The organism is Nakamurella flava (assembly GCF_005298075.1).
GTDB classification, from domain to species: domain Bacteria; phylum Actinomycetota; class Actinomycetes; order Mycobacteriales; family Nakamurellaceae; genus Nakamurella; species Nakamurella flava.
On the sequence record NZ_SZZH01000001.1, the window covers coordinates 311,628 to 331,961 of the forward strand.

At 72.4% G+C, this 20,334-nt stretch carries 20 protein-coding genes; 11 read left to right on the plus strand and 9 right to left on the minus strand.

Translation table 11 applies throughout. The features are described from left to right. The first annotated feature begins 10 nt into the window (after window positions 1-10). The 3 genes from FDO65_RS01410 to aroQ are packed head-to-tail and all read left to right on the plus strand — an operon-like array spanning window position 11 to window position 2,919. The gene (locus FDO65_RS01410) at window positions 11-1,441 is read left to right on the plus strand and encodes a replication-associated recombination protein A (RefSeq protein WP_166441997.1); all 1,431 of its coding nucleotides are present in this window, start codon (window positions 11-13) and stop codon (window positions 1,439-1,441) included. Beyond that, a complete protein-coding gene (locus FDO65_RS01415; RefSeq protein WP_137447708.1) occupies window positions 1,438-2,436 on the plus strand; it encodes a quinone oxidoreductase family protein in 999 nt (332 codons plus the stop codon). Before FDO65_RS01410 ends, FDO65_RS01415 begins: the two co-directional genes overlap by 4 nt. A 30-nt stretch (window positions 2,437-2,466) precedes the next feature. Beyond that, window positions 2,467-2,919, plus strand: coding sequence for a type II 3-dehydroquinate dehydratase (gene aroQ, locus FDO65_RS01420; protein WP_137447709.1), 453 nt, complete (start codon window positions 2,467-2,469; stop codon window positions 2,917-2,919). A 13-nt stretch (window positions 2,920-2,932) separates the two neighbouring features. Here the strand turns inward: aroQ and FDO65_RS01425 are convergent, their stop codons facing one another. The 7 genes from FDO65_RS01425 to FDO65_RS01455 all read right to left on the minus strand — a co-directional run bounded on the left by FDO65_RS01425 (window position 2,933) and on the right by FDO65_RS01455 (window position 9,130). Beyond that, complete coding sequence (locus FDO65_RS01425) at window positions 2,933-3,709, minus strand: hypothetical protein (protein WP_137447710.1); 777 nt, start codon at window positions 3,707-3,709, stop codon at window positions 2,933-2,935. A 40-nt stretch (window positions 3,710-3,749) separates the two neighbouring features. Then, on the minus strand, window positions 3,750-4,877 hold the full coding sequence (locus tag FDO65_RS01430) for a hypothetical protein (protein ID WP_137447711.1): 1,128 nt from the start codon (window positions 4,875-4,877) through the stop codon (window positions 3,750-3,752). Further along, window positions 4,874-5,815, minus strand: coding sequence for an ABC transporter ATP-binding protein (locus FDO65_RS01435; RefSeq protein ID WP_137447712.1), 942 nt, complete (start codon window positions 5,813-5,815; stop codon window positions 4,874-4,876). Before FDO65_RS01435 ends, FDO65_RS01430 begins: the two co-directional genes overlap by 4 nt. After that, on the minus strand, window positions 5,812-6,222 hold the full coding sequence (locus tag FDO65_RS01440; RefSeq protein ID WP_137447713.1) for a GntR family transcriptional regulator: 411 nt from the start codon (window positions 6,220-6,222) through the stop codon (window positions 5,812-5,814). The genes FDO65_RS01435 and FDO65_RS01440 overlap by 4 nt, the downstream gene beginning before the upstream one ends. Before the next feature lie 137 nt (window positions 6,223-6,359). Beyond that, entirely contained in the window at window positions 6,360-6,707 is a 348-nt protein-coding gene (locus FDO65_RS01445) for an SHOCT domain-containing protein (protein ID WP_137447714.1), read from the minus strand. A 131-nt stretch (window positions 6,708-6,838) separates the two neighbouring features. Then, window positions 6,839-7,264, minus strand: coding sequence for a DUF6325 family protein (locus FDO65_RS01450; protein ID WP_137447715.1), 426 nt, complete (start codon window positions 7,262-7,264; stop codon window positions 6,839-6,841). Between the two features lie 159 nt (window positions 7,265-7,423). Further along, complete coding sequence (locus FDO65_RS01455) at window positions 7,424-9,130, minus strand: glycoside hydrolase family 13 protein (protein ID WP_137447716.1); 1,707 nt, start codon at window positions 9,128-9,130, stop codon at window positions 7,424-7,426. Window positions 9,131-9,652: 522 nt separating this feature from the next. Between FDO65_RS01455 and FDO65_RS01460 the strand changes: the two genes are divergently transcribed. The 8 genes from FDO65_RS01460 (at window position 9,653) to FDO65_RS01505 (ending at window position 18,634) form a co-directional block, all read left to right on the plus strand. Continuing rightward, window positions 9,653-10,561 (plus strand): hypothetical protein, encoded by a 909-nt coding sequence (locus FDO65_RS01460; protein WP_137447717.1) that lies wholly within the window; start codon window positions 9,653-9,655, stop codon window positions 10,559-10,561. A gap of 146 nt (window positions 10,562-10,707) precedes the next feature. Continuing rightward, a complete protein-coding gene (locus FDO65_RS01465; protein ID WP_137447718.1) occupies window positions 10,708-11,409 on the plus strand; it encodes a hypothetical protein in 702 nt (233 codons plus the stop codon). A 43-nt stretch (window positions 11,410-11,452) separates the two neighbouring features. After that, complete coding sequence (locus FDO65_RS22385; protein ID WP_205849717.1) at window positions 11,453-12,652, plus strand: helix-turn-helix transcriptional regulator; 1,200 nt, start codon at window positions 11,453-11,455, stop codon at window positions 12,650-12,652. A gap of 149 nt (window positions 12,653-12,801) precedes the next feature. Continuing rightward, the gene (locus tag FDO65_RS01485; RefSeq protein WP_137447719.1) at window positions 12,802-13,230 is read left to right on the plus strand and encodes a hypothetical protein; all 429 of its coding nucleotides are present in this window, start codon (window positions 12,802-12,804) and stop codon (window positions 13,228-13,230) included. 105 nt (window positions 13,231-13,335) lie between these two features. Then, complete coding sequence (gene alaS, locus FDO65_RS01490; RefSeq protein WP_137447720.1) at window positions 13,336-16,020, plus strand: alanine--tRNA ligase; 2,685 nt, start codon at window positions 13,336-13,338, stop codon at window positions 16,018-16,020. Window positions 16,021-16,069: 49 nt separating this feature from the next. Further along, window positions 16,070-16,588, plus strand: coding sequence for a Holliday junction resolvase RuvX (gene ruvX, locus FDO65_RS01495; RefSeq protein WP_137447721.1), 519 nt, complete (start codon window positions 16,070-16,072; stop codon window positions 16,586-16,588). After that, window positions 16,585-17,958 carry an endolytic transglycosylase MltG gene (mltG, locus tag FDO65_RS01500; RefSeq protein WP_137447722.1) on the plus strand — a complete coding sequence of 458 codons (1,374 nt, stop codon included), beginning with the start codon at window positions 16,585-16,587 and terminating at the stop codon, window positions 17,956-17,958. The genes ruvX and mltG overlap by 4 nt, the downstream gene beginning before the upstream one ends. Before the next feature lie 25 nt (window positions 17,959-17,983). Then, on the plus strand, window positions 17,984-18,634 hold the full coding sequence (locus FDO65_RS01505; RefSeq protein ID WP_137447723.1) for a prepilin peptidase: 651 nt from the start codon (window positions 17,984-17,986) through the stop codon (window positions 18,632-18,634). 7 nt (window positions 18,635-18,641) lie between these two features. Here the strand turns inward: FDO65_RS01505 and FDO65_RS01510 are convergent, their stop codons facing one another. Both FDO65_RS01510 and FDO65_RS01515 read right to left on the minus strand, forming a co-directional pair. Beyond that, window positions 18,642-19,559: a metallophosphoesterase family protein gene (locus FDO65_RS01510; protein ID WP_137447724.1), complete on the minus strand. Its 918-nt coding sequence runs from the start codon at window positions 19,557-19,559 to the stop codon at window positions 18,642-18,644. After that, window positions 19,556-20,293 carry a hypothetical protein gene (locus FDO65_RS01515; protein ID WP_137447725.1) on the minus strand — a complete coding sequence of 246 codons (738 nt, stop codon included), beginning with the start codon at window positions 20,291-20,293 and terminating at the stop codon, window positions 19,556-19,558. Before FDO65_RS01515 ends, FDO65_RS01510 begins: the two co-directional genes overlap by 4 nt. Between the last annotated feature and the right edge of the window lie 41 nt (window positions 20,294-20,334).

Here is a 20,334-nt window from a genome sequence, read left to right on the forward strand (position 1 = left end):
CGTCGCCGGGGTGAGCGCGCAGGAACCCGGGCTGTTCGGGATCGCCGCGGATCCGGATGAGCCGCCGGACTCCGCGGTGTTCGGGACGGCGGACGCGACCGGCGGTCACCGACTCACCCCGGCCGTGGCCGTCCCCGTCCCGTCCGGACCACTCGCGGCCCGGCTGCGGCCGCGGACGCTGGACGAGGTCGTCGGTCAGGCCCACCTGCTCGGCCCAGGCGCCCCGCTGCGCCGGCTGGTGGAGGGTGGCGCGGCGTCGTCGATGATCCTCTACGGCCCGCCCGGGACCGGGAAGACGACGCTCGCGACCCTGGTCGCCGGGAGCACGGGTCGCCGCTTCGAGCAGCTGTCGGCGGTGTCGGCCGGGGTCAAGGAGGTCCGGGCCGTGCTGGCCACCGCCCGGGACTCGTTGCGGCGCACCGGCGAGCAGACGGTGCTGTTCATCGACGAGGTCCACCGTTTCTCCCGCACCCAGCAGGACTCGCTGCTCGGCGCGGTCGAGGACCGCACCGTGGTGCTGATCGCGGCAACCACGGAGAACCCGTTCTTCTCCGTCGTCTCCCCGCTGCTGTCCCGGTCCCTGGTCCTGCAACTGCAGCCGCTGACCGACGCGGACATCACCGCCGTGCTCGAGCGGGCCGTGGCCGACGAGCGGGGCCTGGACGGTCAGGTCGTCCTCGACGAGGAGGCCAGGTCGTACCTCGTCGCCCTGTCCGGCGGTGACGCCCGGCGGGCGCTGACCGCGCTGGAGGCCGCCGCCGATTCGGTGCTGGCCGACGCGGTCCCGTCCGCCGACGGCGACCTGGTCATCGACCTGTCCGTGGTGGAGGCGGCGGTGAACCGGGCCGCCGTGCGGTACGACCGTTCCGGTGATCAGCACTACGACGTGACCAGTGCCTTCATCAAGTCGATCCGGGGCAGCGATGTGGACGCGGCCCTCCACTACCTGGCCCGGATGATCGAGGCGGGGGAGGACCCCCGCTTCATCGCCCGGCGGTTGATGGTGCATGCGTCCGAGGATGTCGGGATGGCCGACCCCACCGCGCTGCCGGCGTGCGTGGCCGCCGCCCAGGTGGTGCAGCTTGTCGGATTGCCGGAGGCGCGGATCGCCCTGGCGCAGGCCACCATCCACCTGGCCACGGCGCCGAAGTCCAACGCCGTCATCCGGGCGATCGACGCGGCGATGGCCGACGTGCGGGCCGGTCGGATCGGGTCGGTCCCGCCGGCGCTGCGGGACGGCCACTATGCGGGAGCGGCGAAGCTGGGGAACGCGCAGAGCTACGTCTACCCGCACGATCGTCCGGGAGCGGTCGTCGCCCAGCAGTACGCACCGGACGAACTTGTGGGCCGCGACTACTACCGGCCGACGGGTTATGGAGCGGAACAGCAGTTGGCCGAACGGGTGCCGCGCCTGCGGCGGAAGATCAGGGAGCAGTCATGACCGAGTCCGAGTCCACGACCCATGCGGTGGTCGTCCCGCGCACCGGCGGCTCCGAGGTGCTGGAATTCCGCGAGATGCCCCTGGCCGCCGCGGATGCCGGTCAGGTGGTCGTCGACGTGGCCGCGGCGGGCGTCAACTTCATCGACACCTACGAGCGGGAGGGCGTCTACCCCAAGGATCTTCCGTTCGTGCTCGGCAAGGAAGGCGCCGGGACCGTGGCCGCCGGCGGAGCCGACGGCTTCGCGGCGGGCGACCGGGTCGCGTGGGCCTCGGTGCCGGGGTCCTACGCCGAGCGGGTCGTCGCCCCGGTGGACCAGCTCTACCCCGTCCCCGACGGGGTCGACCTGCAGGTCGCCGCCGCCGTCGGACTGCAGGGGATCACCGCCCATTACCTGGCCACCGACTCCTACCGCATCCAGCCGGGCGACACCGTGCTGGTGCACGCCGGTGCGGGCGGGGTCGGCCTGCTGCTGACCCAGATCGCCGTCATCAAGGGTGCCCGGGTGCTGACCACGGTGTCGACCCAGGAGAAGGCCGAACTGTCTCGCGGGGCCGGGGCCAGCGATGTGCTGGTCGGGTACGGCACTGAGGGTGACGGGACCGACTTCGCCGACTGGGCCGGGGATCTCACCGGTGGGGAGGGAGTGGTGGCCGTCTACGACGGAGTCGGCAAGGACACCTTCGACACGTCGCTCCGAGCCCTGCGGGTCCGCGGCACCATGGTGCTGTTCGGTGGTGCCTCCGGGCAGGTCCCGCCGTTCGACCCCCAGCGGCTCAACGCGGGCGGGTCACTGTTCCTCACCCGGCCCAAGATGGACCACTTCATCCGCACCCGGGAGGAACTGATCGGCCGGACCGACGAACTGTTCGGCTGGATCGCCGACGGCCGCCTGGACGTGCGGATCGGGGCGACGTACCCGTTGCGGGAGGCCGCACAGGCGCAGGACGCGCTGACCGGGCGCAAGACCACCGGCAAGGTGCTGCTGATCCCCTGATCCGCGGTGGTTGTCGGGGATCATGCCTGCATGACCTGCATCGCGGTCCTCAACGGGCCCAACCTCAACCTGCTGGGCACCCGGTCGCCCGAGATCTACGGCACCACCACGCTGGACGATGTCCGGGAACTGTGCCGACGCGAGAGTGACGCCGCCGGACTCGAACTCGACTTCCGGCAGTCCAACCACGAGGGGCAGCTGATCGACTGGATCCACGAACTGGGCCGGGAGGCGCAGGCCGGCCGGTGCGTCGGAGCGGTCTACAACCCGGGCGCGCACACCCACTACGCCTACGCGCTGCGCGACGCGATCGAAGGCGCGCAGCTGCCGGTCGTCGAGGTGCACATCTCGAACGTCCACGCCCGCGAGGAGTTCCGGCACCACTCGGTGATCTCGCCGGTCGCGGCCGGCATTGTCGTCGGATTCGGGGTGGCCGGTTACGGACTGGCGGTGCGCGGGCTGATCGAAGCCACGCGCCGCTGACTCCCCGCCGGGGTCAGTCCCGTTCTGACAGTCGGCGCGCCCGACTGCGGGGGTGCTCCAGCATGGTGTCGACCAGCTGGGCCCACCGGGCGGCCCGCTCGGCGAGCGAATCCACATCGATCCCGGTGGGCGCCGCCGGGACTTCGGAACCGACGGCGATCGGGATGTGCGGGGGCACGGTGGCCAGCCGGCCGGCCGCGGTGTCCTCCGTGAGGCCGTCCAGTTGCTCGACCAGCACCCGCAGGTAGCCCAGGTGGTTGCCCGCTCGCAGGATCCGGTCCTCGATGTCGAACGGGTCGCGCTCCAGGTCGAGTGTCAGTACGCACCCGCCGCCGGTGCGACCGGCCACCTCCGTCGCCGAGGCCACATTCGAGGCCGCGCTGTCCGGTCGCAGGACGATCAACGGCACCAGCCCGTACGGTTCCGCCTGATGCACCAGGCGCGCGAACTCCACCTCCGCCCGGGTCGGTTCCAGATCCGGCGCGAACCCCACCGTCACGTACCGCGCCCCCATCCGGCCGGCGAGATCCAGGACCCCGTCGGCAGTCTCGGCATCGTCGACCCCGAGGTCGACCCGGCCGACATCCAGTACGGACACCCGCCAGGACAGCAGATGATCGACCATCCGCACCAGTTCGTCGGCGGCGGCGCCCTTCCCGAAATGATCGGGGCCGGGGGAGTGCGCCACCCGCAGGCCGACCGACGGGAACCCGGCCGCGTGGGCCACGTCGACCAGTCCCGCCGGGGGCAGGCCGACGGCGACGGACTCGTGCAGGGCCAGCCGATTCACGCCCTGCACTCTATGTCACGGGCACTGTGCGCCCCGTGACTCAGAGCACGCGGTGGCGGATGCGGAGAAAGGCGGCCAACAGGACCAGTCCGGAGACCACGAAGAGCATGCCCGACCACAGGGCGCGGACCTGGGTGAAGCGATCCGCCGGGATGACATCCGTGTACTCGGCAGCGATCCCGGCCTGGTCCAGGCACTTCTGCTGGATGTCCACGTACTCCTCCGCGGTGGTGTTCTCGTCGGTGGTCGAGTACAGGCTGCAGTTCCCGTCCCAGACGATCTCCCGCCCATCGGAGTCGAGGTAGCCGTTCCGCTGGTACCAGGAATCGGCCGGGACGGCGACCGACCCGCCGTCCCGTGAGGCGGAGACGAACCGGTCGCTCGGCACAAGGTGTGGGCGGGCGACCTCGGCGCCGACGACAAGGGCGGCGGTCATCACGCTGGCCACGAGGATCGCGCCCAGGGTGACGCGCATCAGGATGCCAATCGTCACGCCGGTGCAGACGGCGACCGTGCCCACGATGAACAGCCCCAGGGCGGAGAGGTAGAACGGTTGTGGATCCATCGGTCCGTCGCCGAATCCGCCGACGGGCGTGAAGGCTTGACTCACGCCGGTGAACGACCAGGAGGCGACCACACCGAGTCCGAGCACGGCCAGTGGCCAGGGCACCAGGAACACCAGAGTTTTTGCCGTCCACCACCGAACCCGACTGACGGACTGCGTCAGAAGTAAGACCTGAGTCCTCTGCTCGAAATCCCGGGCAAAGGCTGAGACCCCGAGGATGACACCGGCGCCGGCGGTCAGCGCCGCGCAGACCAACGTCAGCAGGCTGCCCGGTGTCCTGATGACTTCCAACTGGGTCCGTAGAACGGCGGTCGAACAGTCCGGGCTGTCCAGGGCCGATCCGCCCCGGCAGGCCGGCCCGGCGATGACGTCGGATGCGACGCCGATGGCCCACTGCCGGTACCAGACCAAGGCCAGAGCGAGCAGCGCCGCGGCGCCGACGCAGCCGAGCAGGATGGCCCGGTGGACCGGCCAGATCCCCGCGAACAGGTTCCGCCACGACGTACGGCGACTGCCGGCGGCCTGCGCGGGGGATACCCAGTCCCCGGTGCCCGCGGGCCGAACCTCGCCCGTAGTGGGCGTTTCCGACGGGACGCGGTTCATCGGTCGGCTCCGTTCGAGACGGTGACGTCCGCAGCGGAAGAAGCGGCGCCGGAACGGGTCGAGCGCAGGTGCGCCATCACGATCTCCTCGAGGGTGGCCGTTTCCTCCGACCACCCGGGTGGCCGCCGGTCGACCGGGCCGTCGACCAGCGCCGTCGTCTGACGGGGCAGGGTCCGCAGATCGACGAGCCGGTCGGTGGGTAGCCACTCCGGAGTCCCGTTCGTGGCGTCGGCACCCACCGTCCCCGGGCCGATGAACAGGTGGAACCGGTCGGTCAGCTGATCCACCGCGCCGTCCAGCACGACCCGGCCGTCGGCGAGGATGACGAGATCGTCGCAGCTGTCCTGGATCTCGCTGACGATGTGACTGGACAGCAGCACGGTCATCCCGGTGTCCATGGCTTCGGTCAGCAGCATCTGCTGCATCTCGAAGCGAGCCAACGGGTCGAGGTCGGCCAAGGGCTCGTCGAGGATGAGTAGCGCCGGTCGGCGTCCGAGGGCGAGGGCCAGGGCGAGCCGGCTGCGTTGCCCGCCCGAGAGCGTGCCGACCCGGGCCGACGGCGGCAGTTCGGCCTCGGTCACCAGCCGACGGACCAGGGTCAGGTCGAAGACCGGATTGAGATGCCTGGCCATGGCGATCATGTCGTCCACCGTGCGCCGCTTGTACAGCGGCTTGTCCTGGGCCAGGAAGCCGACGGCCGGGTGGATCGCGCGGGTGTCGACCCGGGAACCGTGCACCGCGACGAACCCCTCCGTCGCCGGGCGCAAGCCGGCCGCCACCGTCATCAGGGTGCTCTTGCCCGCCCCGTTCGGGCCGACGAGCGCCGTGATGCGACCCTCCCGCAGGGTGAGCGAGCAGTGCCGCAGCGCCCAACCGCGGCGGAACCGCACCCCGAGATCGTCGACCTGCAACGGCGCCTGGACGAGAGCGCTGGTCATGATTGTCCTTTCACGTCGACGGGGGGCTGGTGGAACTCCTGGTCGAGCCAGGCCTTCACGAGGGCTTCGATCTCGTCACGTCGCAGACCGGACCGGCGCGCATTCGCCACCCACTCGCCCAGAGCCGACCCGAGAGCGGAGTGCTGGGTGGTGGACGGCCGGGCCAACTCGCGGGTGACGAACGTCCCCGCGCCCACCCGGGCCTGGACCAGGCCCTCGTGCTCCAGTTCGCGGTAGGCCTTGAGCACGGTGTTGGGGTTGATGGCCGTACTGGCGACCACCTCGCGCGCGGTGGGGAGCTTGTCGCCCACCTGTAATCGACCGAGCAGCAGCGCCTGCTGGACCTGCTGGACGATCTGGAGGTACGTCGGCACCCCCGCCCGTCGGTCGATCCGGAACTCGATCATGGAGCAGAACCCTGCTGCACTAATGCATGAATGCAATAGTGCAATCAGGAGGGGGCCGGAAATGCGTCGAGGAGCGTCCTGCTCGCTCAGCGAGCACGACGCTCCTCGACGGTGGCCGCTGTGGGCCGGGGGACGGGTCAGCCCAGCAGCTTCGCCTTCTGCGCGGCGAACTCCTCTTCGGTGAGCACGCCGGCGTCCCGGAGCTGGCCGAGCTGCTGGAGCTGTTGGATGACGACGTTCATGTCCTTCGGCGGACCGGCCGGCGCCGGCGGGGCCGGTGGCGGGGGAGCGGCCGCCGGTGCGGGCGGCGGGGCCGTCTGCTGCTGGCGGTAGGCCGCGGCCTGCGCCGATTCGACGTCACGCGCCTGCTGCTTGCGGGCGACATTGCCACTGACCGCGGTGGCGGTCCCGGCGACCACGGCGGTGCGGGCCATGGTGCCGAGCAGACCGGGGCGTCCGCCCCGGCCAAGTCCTCGTCCCAACATGAGTTCTCCTTCGGTGGTGATGACGTGGGCTGCGCGATTGGGCGAAACACGCCGCCTCCGCGACGAAAAGGCGTCGTTCTTTACCAAGTCGCCGGGGGGAGGGGGGCTGGAGTCGCGGGGAACGGCGTGGATCAGGCCGGTTCGAGGTCGCTGAACGCGGCGTCGACCTCGGCCGCGGGGATCCGGGTCGTGGAGACCACCTCGCCGCCGGCGGACGCCAGACCGGCGGCCAGGCCGCGGGCCCACAGGTGCTCCATGACCAGGACACCGGCCGCGGTGCCCGGGGGCAGATCGGCTGCCGCGGCCTCCAGGTCCGCCTCGCTGAGCAGGCCGCCGAAGTCGCCGTCGAGGTCGGCGTACAGGCCGCCCAGCTCGGAGTCGACCGCGTCCAGCTCGCCGACCACGAGGGTGCCGTCGGCGTTCCTGGACAGGAACACGATGTCGACGATGCGGACGAGGCCCTTGTCGGCCACCTCCGTCAGGGCTTGCACGAGGGTGCCGTGCTGCACCCCCGCCGGGAACTGGACCACGATGACGTCGACCGGGCCGTGTCGCATCGGCTACCACCTCGTCTGGGGAATGGGGCGTCCTCACGGTAGGTCTGCGCGGAGGCCGCGACCACGGTCATCCCCCGAACGGACCGGAAAAGGCCGACGGCCGCGGTCCGTCCCGGAAGGGACGGGCCACGGCCGTCGGCGATGCGAAGTCAGCTGGTGTCAGACGAGCCACACGGTGGTGTCCGGCGGCAGCGTGCCGTCGCCCGGCAGCTCGACACTGCTGTGCACCACGGTTGCGCCGGCGAGCAGCGCGACCGGCGTGGTGCCGATGTTCGCGGCCACCCGGACCTGGCCGTTGACGAACGACAGCACGTCGCCGCTGCCCAGGTCGTCCGCCCACTCCAGCGAGCCCGGTCCGAGTCCGTACTCGCGACGCAGCCGCAGCGCCGTCCGGTACATCTCCAGCGTCGAGCCGGCCACCCCGAGCTGCCGGTCCCGGGCCAGCTCGGTGTACGCCTCGGGCTGCGGCAGCCAGGTCAGACCGGTCGGGCCGAAGCCCAGCCCGGGGGCGTCGGCCTGCCAGGGCAGCGGAACCCGGCAGCCGTCGCGGCCGGCCTCGGTGTACTCCGACCGCCACCAGGTCGGGTCCTGACGCAGGTCGTCGTCCAGGTCGGTGTGGTCGGGCAGGCCCAGCTCCTCACCCTGGTACAGGTAGGCCGAACCGGGCAGGGCCAGCATCAGCAGCGTGGCTGCCCGGGCCCGGCGCAGACCGAGCTCGGCGTCCGGCTGGACGTCGCCGGCGCGGATGCCGTTCGGGCGCGGCCCGTTGCCGGGCAGACCCAGCCGGGAAGCGTGGCGCACGACGTCGTGGTTGGACAGCACCCAGGTGGTCGGCGCGCCGACCGACTCGTTGGACGCGACCGACGCGGTGATGGAGGTCCGCAGCGCGGCCGCGTTCCACGGGGTATCGAGGTATTCGAAGTTGAAGGCCTGGTGCATCTCGTCCGGACGCACGTAGTTGGCCAGCCGGGACAGCGGCTGCACCCACGCCTCGGCGCACAGGATGCGGTCGGGCGAGTACTCGTCGAGCAGCGCGCGCCACGACTGGTAGACCTCGTGGACCCGGTCCTGGTCCCACATCGGGCCGTTCATGAAGAAGCCCTCGGGGTCGGCCTCCGGATCCTGGATTGGATGGACCAGATCGGGCAGACCGGGCGCCTTGATGAGGGCGTGGGCGACATCGACGCGGAAGCCGTCGGCGCCGCGGTCCAGCCAGAAGCGCAGGACCGAGAGGAACTCCTCGCGGACCTCCGGGTGCTCCCAGTTCCAGTCGGGCTGCTTGGTGTCGAACAGGTGCAGGTACCACTGGCCGGGGGTGCCGTCGGCGTTGGTCGTCCGCGTCCAGGCCGGCCCGCGGAAGCAGCTCACCCAGTTGTTCGGCGGCAGCTCACCCCGCTCGCCGAGGCCGTCACGGAAGATGTAGCGCTCGCGCTCGGGTGAACCCGGGCCGGCGGCCAGCGCCTGCTGGAACCACACGTGCTCGTCGGACGAGTGGTTGGGGACGAGGTCGATGATGACCTTCAGACCCAGGTCATGGGCCTTGGCGACGAGGGCGTCGAAGTCGTCGAGGGTGCCGAACAGCGGGTCGATGTCGCGGTAGTCGGCGACGTCGTAACCGGCGTCGGCCTGCGGCGACTTGTAGAACGGCGACAGCCAGACGGCGTCGACGCCGAGCTCGGCGAGCGCGCCGAGCCGGCCGATGATGCCGGGCAGATCGCCGATGCCGTCGCCGTCGCCGTCGGCGAAGGAGCGGGGGTAGATCTGGTAGACGACGGCGGTGCGGCGCCAGTCGTCGGCCGGTGAGCCCGACTCGGGGCCGGCAGCAGCGGACACGGTCTCGAGGGTGTTCGTCTCGATGACGGACATCGTGGACTGACCTTCCTGATGGGGTGAGCGGGGGGATGGGCGGGCTCGTCGCGCCGCCGATCGCAGGGCAGGACGCCGGGGCGGCCTCCGGGTTGACCGGTGCGACCACATTTCCAGCATCGAATCGAATCGTTTCGACAAGCTGTATTGGACCACAATCCCCTGCCGTTGGCGAGCACGACCACCGCCTCCGCGGGCGGTCCCTGGCCCGACGGGCCAGGATGTCCCCTGTGTCCGAGCCAGGGCCGACCAGGATCAGTGGGCGCCGCGCAACCAGTCAGCCGCTGCCCTCCGTCCCGACGGTATGACCGTGCGAGTGCCACCGCTCAGGCGATCCCGCCGCCACCGCAGGGCTCTGCTCCCGGTGGTGCTGATCATGGCGACGGCCTGCGCGGCGCCGGCCACCGTCGCCGACGCCGGAAACCCGGCCGGGACCGACCTGCTCCTGCCGGTCACCGCCCCCGTCACCCTCACGTTCGGCCCGCCATCGGGCCCCCGGCGACCGAACCCATCGCCACACCGTTGCCCGACCCCGTCTCGGTCGCGGCGACACCGGACAGGTCGGCCTGGACGGTCGGTGACGGACAGCTCTCACCCGATGTGCAGTGGTACGCGGACGAATTCGGGGTCCCGGTCGACGAGGCGATCCGTCAACTCGCGGCCGGCCAGTCCGCCGAGCAGCTCTTCACGTCCGACCCGGCGTTCGACTACACCGTCATCGAGCACGACCCGTTCCAGTTCGTCGTCGGAACCTCGCGAGGCCAGGCGACGGCGCCGTCGACCATCGGTGGCTACCCGGTCGTCGTCGAACGCCCGGGGGTGCCGCCGGAGCGGGTGCGGCAGTTGTGGGACCTGGTCTCGACGACCCTGCGGGGGCAGTCGTTCGGTGGGTCGCTGGATCTGCGTGCGGGCACCGTCACGGTGGTCATCTCGCACGATGCGGCCGCCGCAGCCATCGCGGGCGTGCGAGACTGCATCGCCGCCCTGGCCCCGGCGGCGTTGGTGGTGCAGCGGAGCCCGCAGCCCGTGCCTGGCCAGGCCCCGGCCGATGCCGTTCCGCTGCTGCGCTTCCCGGCCACGATCGGCGGCGCAAGCCCCGCGGCCCTCGCCGTCGGGCGACTGGTCGTCGACGACAAGGGCTGCGTTCGACTACTGGGTGCACTACTGACGGGCGCAGAATCCGAAGGGAGCCCGCTGGCGGTGGCCGACTACCTGGATCTCATCGTCACCCCCGACCGGATCCTGCTCGACGGAGTCGACCTCGGACGGCCCGGGCCGCACGGCCCGGTCCTCGAGATGGGCGGCGGGTCCTGGCCGGACAACGGCGATCTCACGGCGGCCAACCCGGGTCGGGAGCGATGCGTCGGGTCCGGGGAGGTGTTCCGGGCCTTCTCGGTGCAGCGGGAGGGACGGATCACCGGTGGTGGCTGACCCGGCCCGGCTCCCTGCAACCCTTAGACGGCGATGACTCGTCCCGACTCCTGACCCCGTCGAGGACCGGCGCTGACCTGCGGCGACACTGTATTGCGTGGTAGCCCGGATGGTGCTCGGGGCCGGCGCCGGCCCACGGTGGGCCGATGACCGCCACCACCGGGAACCACGCCGCGACGACCACCTCCGGGTCACCTGTTCCGGTCGCCCGCCGACGGGTCGCCACCCTGCTGCTGACCCTGCTCGTACTCGCCGCCATCGGGCTGACCGTCTTCCAGTGGTGGGAACCGCCCTTTACCGGCGCGATCGACTTCGACACCACGGTCGGTCTCGGCGCCGGCTACTGGGCGATGAACGTGCTGCTCGGGGGGCCGGCGTTCGCGGTCACCTTCGTGGTGGCCGCGTTGTTTCTCGCCGTGCTCGGTGACCTGCGGTGGCCGGCCCTGCTGGCCGCCACCGCGCTGGCCCTGGCCGGCCTCGTCTTCGCGCTCGTCATCACCGCCGAGACGCTGCCCTTCATCTGGGCCGCCGACCCGGCCGTCGTCGACCCGGGCACCGGACGGTCCGTGACCGACGCCTTCAATGCGGGGCTGCCCGGCTTCGCGGTCTGGATCGGCGGGACGACCGCGGTCATCATCGTCGCCGTGCTCGCCGCCATGATCTGGGCGGCGGTGGTGCGGGGCCTGCCGTGGCGGGTCGTCGCGCTGGGAGTGACCGTCGTCGCCGCCGGGTTCCTGCTGCCCACCACTCCGCCGGTGGTCGTGGGTCTGTCCCTGGTCGAACGGGTGCTGTGGGTGCTGCTCGGCTGGTTCGGGTACCGGCGGCTGATCCGGCCCACCGGTGCCTGACCTGCACCTGGTCGGCCCCGCCCGCCGATCCCATACTGACCCGGTGCTGTGGGCCATCGGGACGGTGTCCGCGGCCGGTGGCGGGGCGCTGCTGGTCCGCTGGTTCGACGGCGACCGCACCTTCGTCACGCACCCGGTCGCCGTGATCGGCCTGCTGATGGGCGCCGTGGCGGTAGCGGTGCTGGCCCGCCGTGTCGACGGACCGACCCGCTGGGCCCTCCAGGCGCTCGCCGCGTCCCTGGCGCTCTACCTCGCCCTCGGCGCCTGGGCGTCGACGGCCCCGGGACCGGTGGCGGCGGGACTCTGGTCGGTGGGGTGGGTCCCGCCGACCGCCGGGTTGGCCGTCGCCGGACTCGCGCACGCCGGCCTCGTCCGGGCCGCGGTGGGCCTGGCCGCGGCCGCCGGGCTGGTGGCGGTGGCCGGCGCGGTCCTCATCCGCCCGGTGGCTCCGTTCGTCGGCATCGGCACCGCCGCACCCCAGGCGTGGGTGGTGGCCGTCCCCGCACTGGTCGACGGCCTGCTGATCGCGTTGAACCTGCTGCTGGCCCTGGCCGTTTCACTGGTGGTTCGGCAGGCCCGTCGGGCCTCGGTCGTCGACCGCCGCCGACTGGCCCGGGACGCTGCGCTGACATCGACGGCGTTGTGCTCGGTGGTGTGCTGTCTCGCGCTGGCCGTCGTCCGGGACCCCGGCGACGTCGACCCCGCGACCGGCAGCGTCGCGTACCTGCTGGTCATCGCCGGCATCCCGGTCCTGGTCGCCCACGCGGTCGGCCAGGACGACCGCTGGGTCGTCCGGACCGTCGTCGCCCTCTGGGGCGGCGCGATCACCCTGATCGCGGCCGTCGCCGTGGTCGGCGCCATAGAGACCCCCGCCCCGGCGGCGCTGGCCGCCTGCGCGCTGACCGTGGCCGTCACCGCGCTCGTCGTGCTCGGGGTGCGGCGCTTCGAGGCGTGGACCCGGCCGGCGGCGCCGCGGGCCGTGACGGTCGGCGTCCCCGGCCTCACCCCGCGGGAGAACGACGTGCTGGCCGGGGTGGCCGCAGGTCGGACCAACGCCGGCATCGCCGCCGACCTCTTCCTGTCCGAACGGACCGTCGAACAGCACCTGCGCTCCGTCTTCGACAAGCTCGGCCTCGGCGGTCACGGCGACAGCAACCGCCGCGTCCGTGCGGCCGCCGTCTGGTGGCAACGCCAGACGGCCTCGACGGGGGCGTCGGACCCCTCGGTGGCCCGACCTTCCTGATGCTCCCGGTCGGGCCGGGGTCCAGCGGGTAGCCTTTGGACGGTCGAGCGGGTGAGCCGCCATCGACCCCGGGAACGGGCACCTCGGTGCCGGCCGGGAACGGCCGCGCCGCACAGGCAGGACGACGCTGGGGAAGGAAGTCGGCACCGGTGAAGCGCATGTACGTGTTCGGGGCGGGGGTCGCCCTGGGCGTCGCCGCCACCCGCCGCACCCGCAGGGCCAAGGAGGCGGCCGCGGCCGCGATGAAGGCGAAACTGACGCCCTCGGCGATCGCCGCCGACGTCGCGGACGCCATCGCCGAGATCGGCAACGCGGTCGGCGCCTTCGCCACCGACGTCCGGCAGGGGGCCGTCAACCGTCGGGCGAGCTACCGCACGGTCATCGACAACCAGACCGGTGCGGTCCTGCTCGTCGGCCCGGAATCCATCGGCCCCGTCGAGGGCACCATCGACGGAGTCTCCGACGCCGCCACGCTGCCCCCTGTTCAGCCGCAGCGGCGGGCGCCCGGCGCGCCACCGCCCACCCGGCCGGCCACCGGCCGCGAGGACCGGCCCAGCCGGTCCCGCCGCACCGCCTGACCCTTCCCGCCCGCCGTCACCGGAGAACTCCGGTGACGATCAGCGCCGCCCACGCACCCATGCCCCGCCCGTGCCCCGCACTCTCCCCGAGGACATCAGCCCCGCATGCAGACCCACGAGATCCGTCGCCGCTTCCTGGACTACTTCGAGCGGAACGGCCACACCGTCGTGCCGTCGGCCTCGCTGATCAGCCAGGACGCCACCGTGCTGTTCACCATCGCCGGGATGGCGCCGTTCAAGCCGTACTTCCTGGGGCAGAGCACCCCGCCGTTCCCGGGGGCGACCAGCGTGCAGAAGTGCGTGCGCACCGGTGACATCGACAACGTCGGCGTCACCACGCGGCACAACACCTTCTTCCAGATGGCCGGGAACTTCTCCTTCGGCGACTACTTCAAGGCCGGCGCCATCGAGCACGCCTGGACGCTGCTCACCGCGCCGCTGGACGAGGGCGGATTCGCCCTCGACAAGGACCGGTTGTGGGTCACCGTCTACGAGTCCGACGACGAGGCCATCGAGCTGTGGCAGCGGATCGCCGGGCTGCCGGCCGAGCGCATCCAGCGCCGCGGCATGGACGACAACTTCTGGTCCATGGGCGTCCCCGGCCCGTGCGGGCCGTGCTCGGAGATCTACTACGACCGCGGCCCGGAGTTCGGCGCCGAGGGTGGACCGGTCGCCGACGAGGACCGCTACCTCGAGGTCTGGAACCTCGTCTTCATGCAGGACATGCGGGGTGAGTCCTCGGGTGATGGCAAGGGGGCTTTCCCGATCCTCGGGCCGCTGCCCAGCCAGAACATCGACACCGGCCTGGGGGTCGAGCGCCTCGCCTTCCTGTTGCAGGGCGTCGACAACGTCTACGAGACCGACCTCCTGCGGCCGATCATCGCCACCGTCGAGCAGCTGTCCGGCAAGAAGTACGGCAGCGGCGACCACCAGGCCGACGTCCGGTTCCGGGTCATCGCCGACCACTCCCGCAGCGGCATGCTGCTCATCGGCGACGGCGTCACCCCCGGCAACGAGGGCCGCGGCTACGTGCTGCGGCGGCTGCTGCGCCGCGCGATCCGGTCGGCCCGGCTGCTGGGCGTCAGCGAGCCGATCATGCCCACGCTGATGAGCACCGTGCGCGATCTGATGAGCCCCTCCTACCCGGAGCTGGCCGAGGACTACACGCGCATCGAAAAGGTCGCCATCACCGAGGAGCAGGCGTTCCTGCGCACCCTGTCGTCCGGCTCTAAGCTGTTCGACGTCGCCGCCGGTGAGCTCAAGGGCGAGCAGACCACCGTCCTCCCCGGCGCCACCGCGTTCACCCTGCATGACACCCAGGGCTTCCCGATCGACCTCACGCTGGAGATGGCGAGCGAGGCCGGGCTCACCGTCGATGTCGCCGAGTTCGAGCGGCTGATGAAGGAGCAGAAGGACCGGGCCCGGGCCGACGCCAAGGCCCGCAAGGGCGGGTTCGCCGACCTGTCGGTCTACCGGGGGCTGCTCGACCAGGGGCCGACCCGGTTCACCGGGTACTCCGAACTCACCACCGACGGTGTCGTCCGCGGGATCGTCGTCGACGGTGCGCTGGCCCAGGTGGCCACCGAGGGGCAGACCGTCGAGCTGGTTCTGGACCAGACCCCGCTGTACGCCGAGGCCGGCGGTCAGGACTCCGACGCCGGCACCATCACCGGACCGGACGGCCGGGCCGAGGTCATCGACGTGCAGAAGGTCGACCGCAAGCTCTGGGTGCACAAGATCCGCGTCACCGACGGCGAGCTGGTGACCGGCTCGACCGTCACCGCCCAGGTCGACCCGGAATGGCGCATCGGCGCCCGGCAGGCGCACTCCGGCACCCACGTCGTGCACGCCGCGCTGCGGCAGGTGCTCGGCCCGGAGGCGCTCCAGTCCGGCTCCTACAACAAGCCCGGGTATCTGCGGCTCGACTTCGCCTGGAACGCCGGACTGTCCGCGGACCAGCGGGCCGAGTTGGAAGAGGTCTCCAACCGGGCCGTCCGTGCCGACCTCGGTGTCCGTGTGCTCTACGGCTCGCAGGACGAGGCGCGGGCCATGGGCGCGATCGCGCTGTTCGGCGAGACCTACGACGACACCGTCCGCATCGTCGAGATCGGCGGGCCCTGGTCGGTGGAGCTGTGCGGTGGCACCCACGTCGACCACTCCTCGCAGATCGGGCCCATCGCGCTGGTCGGCGAGTCGTCCATCGGTTCCGGTCTGCGCCGGGTCGAGGCCGCCGTCGGCCTCGAGGCGTTCCACCGGCTCGCCGCCGAGCGGGCCATCGTCGCCCAGCTGGCCAGCTCGCTGAAGGTGCAGCCGGGCGAGGTGCCCGGCCGGGTCGAGGCGCTGGTCGAGAAGCTCCGACAGACCGAGAAGGAACTCGCGGGGATGCGGGCCGCCCAGCTCAAGGCGTCCGCATCCGCCCTGGCCGCCGGGGCGGTCCGGGTCGGCGCCGGAGACCGCGCTGTGTCGCTGGTCGCCGCGACCGCCCCCGCGGGTACCGCGGCCGGTGACGTCCGGGGCCTGGCCACCGACGTGCGGGCCGCGCTCCAGGGCCCCGGCGTGGTCGCGATCTTCGCCCCCGGCGAGGGATCCGTGGCGTTCTGCGTCGCCGTCACCCCGCCGGCGGTGCAGGCGGGCTGGGCCGCGGGGGACCTCGCCAAGCAGTTCCTTCCGGCCATCGGCGGGCGTGGCGGCGGCAAGAAGGACATGGCCCAGGGCGGCGGAACCAACCCGGACGGCATCCCGGCGGCCATCGAGGCGCTGCGGCAGGCCCTCGCCCAGGAGCAGGTCTGAGTCGGCCGGGTGAGGGCGTGACCACCGAACGGGGAACGGAGTCCGGGGCGTGAACGACGATCCGACGACCGGGTCGGACCGGCCGAGCGACCCGCCGCGCAGGGGCGTGCGCCTGGGAATCGACGTCGGTACCGTGCGGGTGGGCGTGGCCGTCAGTGATCCCGGCGGGATCCTGGCCACCCCGGTGGCGACCCTGCCACGCGACGTCGCCCACGGTTCGGATCTGGACCGTCTCGTCGCACTGGTCAGCGAATACGAGGTGGTCGAGGTGGTCGTCGGGCTGCCCAGGACGCTGCGCGGTACGGACGGCGCCGCCGTCACGGCCGCCCGCGCGTACGGCGATCAAGTGGCCGCGCGGGTCGCCCCGGTCCCCCTGGTCTACGTCGACGAACGGCTGACCACGGTCAGTGCCGACCGCATGCTGTCCCAGCGCGGCATCAAGGGCCGCAAGCGGCGCGCCGTGGTCGACCAGGTCGCCGCCGTGCGCATCCTGCAGAACCACCTCGACGCCCTCACCCACCAGCGGCAGCGCGCCGCGGCGCTCGACGAGCTCGGCGGACCGGCGTGAACGACCTCGGCATCTTCGACCGACGTGACGACGGCGGCGAGACCGGCGACCTCGATGTCGACCAGTTGAGGGCGGCCCTGGCCGGGCAGTCACCCGCCGGCCCCGCCAGCCGTCCGACGGCGCCCGGGGCGAACGTCCCCTCCGACGGCCACGCCGCCGGCATGGATCTCATCTCGGTGCCGCCACGGCCGACGGCCCCGTCGGGCACCGACGGACCCCGCCGGTCCCGGCACCGGTGGTCGGTCGTCGCCGCCATCGTCGTGCTCGTCGTCATCGTCGTCGCGCTGGCCGCTGGGTTCGTCGTCTGGCGCTCGCACGCCGACACCGTCGCCGACTACCCCGGCACCGGTGGCGACGAGGTCATCGTCCGGGTGCAAAGCGGCGACAGCACCACCGACATCGCCGAGACCCTCAGCCAGGCCGGGGTGGTCGCCTCCGTCGAGGCGTTCCAGAAGCAGGCCGCGCAGGACGCCGACGTGCAGGCGCTGCAGCCCGGTTACTACCGGGTCCGCAAGGACGCCTCCGCCCAGGCCGCGGCGGATGCGCTGGTCGATCCGGTCAACCACGTCGGCCGCGTCCGGCTCATCCCCGGCCGGCAACTCGCCGACGTCACTGCGGTCTCCACCGATCCGAACGTCGCGCCGACGGTGATCCCGGGCTACATCAGCCAGATCACCGAGGCGTCCTGCGTCCCGGTGAACGGGGTGTCCGACTGCTTCACCGCGGACCAGCTGTGGGAGGTCGCGCGGACCGCCGACCCGGCGACGCTGGGGGTCGTCGAATGGGCGATCGACGCGGTCCGCAGCTCGCCGGACCCCAACCGCCGGCTCGAGGGCATGATCCTGCCCGGCGACTTCGACATCCCGCCGGGATCGACCCCGGAGCAGGCGCTGCGGGCGGTGGTCAGCGCATCGGCCGCCACCTGGAACACCTCCGACGTCAAGGCGGCCGCCGGCCGACTGGGGGTATCGCCGTACCAGGTGGCGATCATCGCCTCCATCGTCGAACGCGAGGGCATCACTGCGGACATGCCGAAGGTGGCCCGGGTCATCTACAACCGGCTGGCCCTGCCGATGAAGCTGCAGATGGACTCGACGGTCAACTACGCGCTGGACCGGGCCTCGATCGCCACCTCCAACGACGACCGGGCCAATCCGAGCCCCTGGAACACCTACGCCGCCGACGGCCTGCCGCCCACGCCGATCAGCTCGCCCGGCAAGTCGGCCATCGCCGCGGCCGCACAGCCGGCCAGCGGGCCGCTGCTGTACTTCGTGAAGATCAACCAGGACGGCACCTCGTGCTTCAGCAACACCATCGAGGAGCACAACGTGTGCGTCGCCCAGGCCCGCGCCAACGGGATCTTCGGCTGAACGGTGGTGCGTCCGGGGTGACCCGGTGAGCTGGCCCGCCGTCCTGGTCGTGGTCGCCGCCGGTGCGGTCGGGGCCGGCGTCGGGTGGCCCACCCGGCTGTTGCTGGCCCGCCTGCGCCGAGGCACCGTCGTGGGGCCTGGGCCGGTCGAAACGCTACTGGGGGTGATCACGGCGGCGGGTGCCGCCTGTGCCCTCGGTGCGCCGACCGTGCTGCTGGTCGTCTGGGCCGGCTGGCTGACGGTGACCCTGGGAATCGTCGACCTGCGGCACCACCGGCTGCCTGATGCGATCACCCGGCCGGCGGTGGCCGTCTCCGCCGGTCTGATCATCCTGACGTCGCTGCTCTGGCCGGGCAGCGGATCGCTGCTGCGGGCCTTCGTGGTGGCCGGCGTGATCGGCGTCCTTTTCGGGTTGCTCGCCCGGGTGTCCCGGGGCGGACTCGGCCGCGGCGACGCCAAGCTGGTCCCGTCACTCGCTCTGCTGACCGGATACCTGTCCGTCGGGGCCGCCGTCACCGCACTCGCGCTGGCCTTCGTGCTCGGTGCCGTCGTCGCCCTGGTCGGGATGGCGATCGGCCGGCTCGACCGGCGGTCGGCGGTGCCGTTCGGGCCGGCCCTGCTGCTCGGCTGCTGGCTGGTGCTGGCCGTCCCCGGGCTGGCCGCCGCGGTGTCCTGACCTCGTCTCAGTCGATCGGATGCCGTTCCACGATCGTCCGGCAGCCGTCGGCGTCGAGGTCGAACACCATGTCCGCCCCGTCCACCGGGATCGTCGAGACCGTCAGGGTGTCGGGGTAGAACTCGACCACCCCGAACGCACCCGACGCCCACGTCCGTTCGTGGCCGGCCGGGGCGAGCGGGTCGGTCCGGATCGCCGTCGACCCGGCCACCGCCACCGGAACCCCGGCCAGCAGGCCGGTCTGGGGCAGGTGGTGGTGTCCGGCCAGGATCAGCCGCACGTCGGTCCCGGCCAGCGCCCGGGCCAGCGCGGCGCGCGAACCGGCCTCCAACGCGAAGTAGCTGAGCAGCGGGGACGGGGCCGGCAGGGGAGCGTGGTGCAGCGCGAGCACCGTCCCGTGCGGGGCCGGATCGGCCAGCACGGCGGTCAGTTCGGCCAGGTGGTCGGCGTCGAGCCGGCCGTGGCCGTGACCGGGGATGGTCGAGTCCAGGACGACGACCCGCAGCCCGGACAGGTCGTGCACCTGCAGGACGGGCTGCTCGGACTCGCGGCCGAGCAGGCTGCGGTGGAACTCGGTGCGGACGTCGTGGTTGCCGGTCGCGTAGACGACGGGGACACCGAGCCGGTCCAGTGCGTCGCGCAACCGCCGGTAGGCGTCGGGGTCGCCGGTGTCGGTGAGGTCGCCCGTCACCACCACCCCGTCCAGCCGGCGGCCGTCGGCGACGGCCGCGGCCAGTACGTCGACCGCCCGGCCCAGGGCGGCATCGGCGTCCAGGACGGCGTTGTAGCGGACGCCGGCCGGGGTCAGGTGGGTGTCGGACAGGTGGGCCAGCAGGTGCGTCGGACGGGCGACCGGGGAGCCGTCCGGGGTCAGCCAGTCGTCGCGACGGGCATCCCGGTGGGCATCGTGGGCGACGCCGGTCATCGGTGCTCCAGCCAGTCGGTGATCGCGGGCAGCAGACCGGTCAGGTCGCGGGCCGTCCAGGTCGCCGCCGGACTCCCGTCGGCGGCCCGTCCGAACCGGTCGACGAGGCCGGTGGTGACCCCGACGGACGACGGTGCGGACAGGTCGGCCGGCCGCCCCGCGATCACCAGATGGTGCCCGGCCGGCACCGGCGGGGTCGGCGTCGGGGCGGCGTCGTCGGGCCGGACGGCGTCGAGCCACCAGTCGCGGCGCCGGCCCGGGGCCACGACCAGCCAGGGCAGGTCCGGCATCTCGATCGCGTCCAGCACTTCGGGGACGCCGATCGGACTGGACGAGGTGGTGGCCAGCTGGACACCGTGTGCGGTGAGCAGGCGCCGCAGGTCGGACAGCCCGGAGGCCGGTCCGACGGTCCATGCCGACCGGGCGAGATCGTGGGCGGCGGCGGTCCGGGCGGCACCGATCTGGTCACCGCTCAGCCCGGCCGCGGCGGCCAGGGTGGCGACCACGTCGGCGCCGGTGTACGCGGTGGCCAGGTCGAGGCCCGGAAAGGCGGCCGCCGCCTCGGCGGACAGGTCGGCCTTGCCCTCCAACGCACCCCGCATCCCGGCGACCACCAGCCGGGCCCGGTCGATCGGTAGGAGTTCGCCGACGTGCCGGGCGAAGGCCTGCACGCCGAGGTCGCTGTCGTGCAGCAGGTCCAGACCGACGACGGCGATCGGGTGGTCGAGAGGCACGGTCCCACTCTAGAAGGGTCGCCGCCCCGGGAGTGGTCGGC